General features: G+C 67.3%; 5 protein-coding genes and 2 pseudogenes. 1 reads left to right on the forward strand and 6 read right to left on the reverse strand.

Going from position 1 to position 6,003, the window contains the following annotated elements:
• From Q0996_RS17035 to aroA, 6 genes and pseudogenes are all read right to left on the reverse strand, one after another.
• Window positions 1-285 (reverse strand): annotated as a pseudogene (locus tag Q0996_RS17035) (ornithine cyclodeaminase family protein); the annotation flags it as partial.
• Window positions 285-683: a LapA family protein gene (locus tag Q0996_RS17040; protein WP_299622382.1), complete on the reverse strand. Its 399-nt coding sequence runs from the start codon at window positions 681-683 to the stop codon at window positions 285-287. The gene Q0996_RS17040 and the pseudogene Q0996_RS17035, both read right to left, overlap by 1 nt.
• 141 nt (window positions 684-824) lie before the next feature.
• Window positions 825-1,139: pseudogene (gene ihfB, locus Q0996_RS17045) on the reverse strand (integration host factor subunit beta); the annotation flags it as partial.
• Between the two features lie 363 nt (window positions 1,140-1,502).
• Window positions 1,503-3,251, reverse strand: coding sequence for a 30S ribosomal protein S1 (rpsA, locus tag Q0996_RS17050; RefSeq protein WP_299622383.1), 1,749 nt, complete (start codon window positions 3,249-3,251; stop codon window positions 1,503-1,505).
• A 174-nt stretch (window positions 3,252-3,425) separates the two neighbouring features.
• Complete coding sequence (gene cmk / locus Q0996_RS17055; RefSeq protein ID WP_299622385.1) at window positions 3,426-4,076, reverse strand: (d)CMP kinase; 651 nt, start codon at window positions 4,074-4,076, stop codon at window positions 3,426-3,428.
• A gap of 18 nt (window positions 4,077-4,094) precedes the next feature.
• Window positions 4,095-5,450 (reverse strand): 3-phosphoshikimate 1-carboxyvinyltransferase, encoded by a 1,356-nt coding sequence (gene aroA / locus Q0996_RS17060; RefSeq protein WP_299622387.1) that lies wholly within the window; start codon window positions 5,448-5,450, stop codon window positions 4,095-4,097.
• A 243-nt stretch (window positions 5,451-5,693) separates the two neighbouring features.
• Between aroA and Q0996_RS17065 the strand changes: the two genes are divergently transcribed.
• On the forward strand, window positions 5,694-6,003 hold a 310-nt coding region (locus Q0996_RS17065; protein WP_299622389.1), incomplete at its 3' end, for a TIGR02300 family protein.

Raw genomic sequence — 6,003 nt, forward strand, 5'->3', positions numbered from 1 at the left:
CCTGGCGCTGGTCTTGCCGTCCAGCAGGATGTAGATGCCCATCACCGCCGGCAGGCTGCGTGCGCCGTTGTCGGGAAAGATCGTGACCATCTTCACGCCGACGTGGCGGTCGACCTGCCAGGCCGGCATCAGCAGCAGGGTTGCGCTGCGCGCGCCGGTTACCTCGACGTCGTGGTGGTGGCGGACCGGCACTTCGAAATCCCTGCGGAAAGCCTGGCGCAGCCTTTCCACGAGGCTGGGATAGTCAAGGGCCGCCTCTACCTCCGCTGCGGAGATGACGCGCATCAGCCACTGCCGGAGGCGGCGGGCAGCCTTGGGCTCCGATCGCTGGTCGCGTCGACGGTCAGGGCGGCCGGCGCGGCACGGCCGGCGGCGCCCGGAAGGCCTTGCGGCGGTGCGGCGGCGCGGCTGCGCTTCAGGTTCGTCAACTCCCGTTCCAGCACCGCCGCGCGCTGTTCGGCCTGGCGGGCCCGGGCGCGGGCGGCGCCGAAGCGCAGCCACATGAGGAATGCGCCGACCAGAAAGCCGAACAGCAGGCTGGCCAGCACCACCAGGGAAAACGGCAGAGTCTGCTCGATCTCGAACGGCCAGAGGTCGATCACCACCGGCTCGCGGTTGGCCACCGTGAAGATGATGAAGACGGCCGTCAGCAGCAGGGTGAGAAGCCAGAAGATATACCGCACGTCAGCGCCACTCAGCAGGTTGGGACCGAACTCGGCTTAGTCTAGAGCATGATGTAGCTCTTCGGAACCACCTGGCGGACCCTCCATCCGGCCTTTGGCCGCTCACGCAGCGCCAGGGGACAAAGACTTGGATGGCCGGGCTCAGCCCTGGCGGCCGTTCAGGCGCTCGCGCAGTTGCTTGCCGGTCTTGAAGAAGGGGACATGCTTTTCCGAAACGCTGACCGCCGCGCCGGTGCGCGGGTTGCGCCCGATCCTGGCCTCGCGTTTCTTCACCGAGAAGGCGCCGAACCCTCTCAGTTCCACGCGGTCCCCCCGCGACAGTGCTTCCGAGATTTCATCGAATATCGTTGTGACGATCCGCTCCACGTCACGGTGATAGAGATGAGGATTCAAATCAGCGATGTGCTGGATCAGTTCCGATTTCGTCATAGCGACATTATTCCCCTCCCGACCCGGGTTTTTGGTCGGGTGTCCCCTGCCCGTTTGTTTGCCTCCCGCAGCGCGCGAACCCCCGCCGATTGTGGCTCAGGGACTACATTCCCCTGTTGCCATGGATCCCGTCCTTGCCATGGCGCTGCAGTGGGTTCGGGCTGCCCTCAAAGCCGAAAACGAACGATCCGGCCTCAAGTGCAGGAAACGTTGCCAGAGGACGGCGCGGGCGTCAAGGATAAGTCTTTCAGAACAAACGTTTTTTAGCCTGTTCTGCGATATGTGTTCGAGATCTTGAAGACAGCGGAAATCCCGCCCGGCCAAGAAAAACGGACCGCCGGAAAGCCGGCGGGCCGCTGTCGATAAGTTTGTCGGCTGTGCCGCGGCGGCTCAACCTTCCTTGTTCTCTTCCTTCTCGGCGTTTTCCGAATCGCGCTGGCGCGCCGCTTCGGAAATGGCCGCACCGAGGATGTCGCCGAGGCTGGCACCGGACTCGGTCGAGCCGTATTCGGCCACCGCTTCCTTCTCTTCGGCGATCTCACGTTGCTTGATCGAGAGCGCGATCTTGCGCGTCTTCGGGTCGATGGCGGTCACCCGCGCGTCGACCTTCTCGCCGACGGCAAAGCGGCTCGGCTGCTGTTCGCTGCGGTCGCGCGACAGCTCGGCCTTGCGAATGAAGCCGATGGCGCCCTCGCCGACCTGCACCTCGATGCCGTTGTCGACCACCTGGTGCACGGTGCAGGTCACCACGTCGCCCTTCTTCAGGTTCTCGGTGGAGCCGGCGAAGGGATCGTCGCCGAGCTGCTTGATGCCCAGGCTGACACGCTCCTTCTCGACGTCCACGTCCAAGACCTTCACCTTGACGCTGTCGCCCTTGTTGTAGCGCCTGACGGCTTCCTCGCCGGAGACGTTCCAGTCCAGGTCGGAGAGATGCACCATGCCGTCGATCTCGCCGGGCAGGCCGACGAAGAGGCCGAACTCGGTGATGTTCTTGATCTCGCCTTCCAGCTCGCTGCCCGCCGAGTGGCTCTCCAGGAAAGCCTCCCAGGGGTTGGCGCCGCACTGCTTGAGGCCCAGGCTGATGCGCCGCTTCTGCTCGTCGACGTCGAGGATCATGACCTCGACTTCCTGCGAGGTGGAGACGATCTTGCCCGGATGGACGTTCTTCTTGGTCCAGCTCATCTCGGAGACGTGGACCAGACCCTCGATGCCGGCTTCCAGCTCCACGAAGGCGCCGTAGTCGGTGATGTTGGTGACCCGGCCCGTGAACTTGGTGCCCACCGGATACTTGGCGCCGACGCCTTCCCAGGGGTCGGCCTCGAGCTGTTTCATGCCCAGGCTGATGCGCTGAGTCTCCGGATTGAAGCGGATCACCTGCACATTCACCTGCTGGCCGATGGAGAGCACCTCCGTCGGATGGTTGATGCGCTTCCAGGAGATGTCGGTGACGTGCAGCAGGCCGTCGACACCGCCGAGGTCGACGAAGGCGCCGTAGTCGGTGATGTTCTTCACCACGCCCTGCAGCACCTGGCCTTCCTTCAAGTTGGCGACCAGCTCGGAGCGCTGCTCGGCGCGGGTCTCTTCCAGCACCGCACGGCGGGAGACCACGATGTTGCCGCGCGAGCGGTCCATCTTGAGGATCTGGAAGGGTTGCGGGGTGCCCATCAGGGGGCTGACGTCGCGCACCGGGCGAATGTCGACCTGGCTGCCCGGCAGGAAGGCCACGGCGCCGGACAGGTCCACGGTGAAGCCGCCCTTGACGCGGCCGAAGATGGTGCCGGTGACGCGCTCGTTACTGTCGAAGGCCTTGGCGAGTTGGGTCCAGGCTTCCTCGCGCTTGGCCTTTTCACGGCTCAGCATGGCCTCGCCGTTCTTGTTCTCCATGCGCTCGAGGTAGACCTCTACCTCGTCGCCGGCCTTCAGTTCCGGCATCTGGCCGGCCTCGGCGAATTCCTTGAGGGCGACGCGCCCCTCCGATTTCAGGCCAACGTCCACCAGGGCGCTGTCGCCTTCGATGGAGACGATGGTGCCCCTCAGGACCTTGCCTTCAAGGGAGTCTGCAGTGCCTAGGGATTCGTCCAGGAGGGCGGCAAAACTTTCCGTCGCTGCCGCGGTGTTCTCGCCGGCTGCTTGAGCCATTCGGTTCGTCCTTTCTCTTCGTCGCACTATCCAGGCCGGGCGGTTGTCGCCGCCGGTCTTCCCGGGACCATCCCGGGCTTTCACACAGTCTTGCAGGCCCTGGGCAAAGCGGCGGAGCGATCTTTGTGATCGCAATCTCCCCGGGGAATCACAACCCTTGGAGGAGTGTTGCGCCTATCCGGCCCCTGAGGGCCCTCGGCGGTTTGCGATCTCGGCCATTGCCGCGGCAAAGGCCTGGTCCGCGTCCATCTCGCTTGTATCGAGCCGCAGAGCGTCCTCGGCGGCTTTCATCGGGGCGGTGGTCCGCCCGCTGTCGCGCGCGTCCCGTTCGCGCAGGTCCTGCAGAACGCGGGCGTATATACTCTCCTCGCCCCGTTGGAGCAACTCTTTATGGCGCCGCGCCGCCCGGGCCTCGATGGAGGCGGTTAGGAAGAATTTCACCTCCGCGCCGGGGCAAACCACGGTGCCGATGTCGCGCCCGTCCAGCACGGCCCCCGCCTCCCCGCCCGGCGGCTGCCGCGCGAAGCGCCGCTGAAAGTCCAGCAGGGCCTCGCGCACCGTCTGGTTGGCGGCCACCTTGGAGGCCGCCTGGCCGACGTCCTCCCGCCGCAGATCGCCGCGCGCCAGATCCGCCGGGTCCAGGCCCCGGGCGGTTTCCACCGCCTGCCCGTGGTCCTCGGGATCGCCGCCGGCGGCCAGGATCTTGGCCGCCACCGCCCGGTAGATGCTCCCGGTATCCAGATAGGCGAGGCCCAAGGCCCCGGCCAGGCGCCGCGCCAGGGTGCCCTTGCCGGCGGCCACCGGCCCGTCGACGGCGATGATCATGCCGGGCCCTGCGCGCGCTCAGGCATTGCCGAGCTTCGCGCCCAGGCCCTGCATCACCCTGGTGAAGTCGGGAAAGGAAGTTGCGATGGGCGCGGCGTCGTCGATCAGGACGGGCCGCTCGCTGGCGAGGCCCAGCACCAGGAAGCTCATGGCGATGCGGTGGTCCAGTTCGGTGGCGATGGGCTGGTTGTTGCCGCCGGGCGGCCGGCCCTTGCAGCCCTCCACCGCCAGGCTTTCCGGGCCTTCCTCCACGCTGAGGCCGCAGAGGCCGAGACCGCGGGCCACAGCGGCCAGCCGGTCGCTCTCCTTCAGCCGCAGCTCGCCCAGGCCGTTCATAACGGTGCGGCCCTCGGCGGCGGCGGCGGCCATGGCGAGGACGGGGTATTCGTCGATCATCGAGGGCGCCCGCTCCGCGGGCACCTCCACGCCGTGCAGGGAACTGCCGCGGACCAACAGGTCGGCCACCGGTTCGCCGCCCTCCTCGCGGGCATTCTCGATGGCGATGTCGCCGCCCATTTCCTGCAGGGTGGTCAGCAGGCCGCTGCGCTGCGGATTCATGCCGACACCGGTCAGGCGGATCTCCGAGCCCGGCAGCAGCAGCGCGGCGACGAGAGGAAAGGCCGCCGAGGAGGGATCGGCCGGCACGGTCACCGGGCGGCCCGTCAACTCCGGCTGGCCCGACAGCACCACCTCTTTGGCGCCGGCGCCGTCGAGTTCGATGTCGCTGCGGCGGAGGCTGGCACCGAAGTAGGCGAGCATTCTTTCGCTGTGATCGCGGGTCGCCTCGGTCTCCACCACGCGGGTCTCCCCCGGTGCGTTGAGCCCGGCCAGCAGCACCGCCGACTTGACCTGGGCGGAGGGGACCGGCAGGCGGTAGTCCAGGGGCAGCGGCTCGCGGCTGCCGACCACCGTCAGGGGTAGCAGGCCGCCCGCGCGGGCAACGAACTCTGCACCGCAGGCCGCCAGCGGCTCGGTCACCCGCGCCATGGGCCGGCGTCTCAGGGAGGCATCGCCGGTCATCACCGCGGTCAGCGGATGGCTCGCCAGGATGCCGAGCAAGAGGCGTGCGCCGGTACCGGCGTTGCCCATGTCGATGACGTCTTCCGGTTCGCTTAGCGCGCCGATGCCGCGGCCCCAGACGTGCCAGCGCCCGCCCGCGTCGCGTTCCACCTCGGCGCCCAGGGCGCGCATCGCCGCCGCGGTGGCCAGCACGTCCTCGCCTTCCAGCAGACCGTCGATGCTGGTCTCGCCGACCGCCAGGCCGCCCAGCATCAGGGCGCGGTGCGAGATCGATTTGTCGCCGGGCAGGCGCGTTGTGCCGGACAGCGCCTCTGTCGGCTGGGCCGTCATCGGTCCGGCCATGGGTCCGGCCATGGGTCCAGCCGTGGCTCCGGGCGCGGGTCGCGCAGTGTCGGATCGCAAGGGGTTCGCTTCCTTGTGTGAAAAACAACCTGTGCAAAGCAATGAACCGCGGCGCCGCCAATGCCTCCCGCGCTTTCCCGGCGAGGCGTCTCGTTCCTGTCGGGCGCCACCGAATTACCTTTTGACAGCGTTGCACGATCATGGCAATTGCCAAGCCGGGGACAGTTAACACGACGATCCTTGGAGGGCGCGCTGGTGGCGGATCCAAAGTGGGGGACCAAGCGCATTTGCCAGAGTTGTGGGACCAAGTTCTACGACTTGCGGAAATCGCCGATCATTTGCCCATCTTGTGGTGCGGAATTCGATCCTGAGGCGCTCCTGAAGTCGCGGCGCTCGCGCCCGGCGCCCAAGTCGGAGCCTGCGCCGAAAGCGGCCGCGGCCGCAGCGGCGGCGAAGCCCGCCGACGAAGAGGCCGATGGGAACGCCGGCGAAGAGAAGATCGATCTCGAAGACGCCGAGGCCGATGCCATGATCGAAGAGGCCGGCGACGAGGACGAGGACGACC

The sequence above is a fragment of the Pelagibius sp. genome (assembly GCF_028289705.1).
Taxonomy (GTDB): Bacteria; Pseudomonadota; Alphaproteobacteria; order Kiloniellales; family Kiloniellaceae; genus Pelagibius.

Excerpts from the sequence above, each read along its gene's own strand:
- rpsA (WP_299622383.1), bottom strand. The coding sequence starts at position 3,251 with ATGGCTCAAGCAGCCGGCGAGAACACCGCGGCAGCGACGGAAAGTTTT.
- cmk (WP_299622385.1), bottom strand. The coding sequence starts at position 4,076 with ATGATCATCGCCGTCGACGGGCCGGTGGCCGCCGGCAAGGGCACCCTG.
- aroA (WP_299622387.1), bottom strand. The coding sequence starts at position 5,450 with ATGGCCGGACCCATGGCCGGACCGATGACGGCCCAGCCGACAGAGGCG.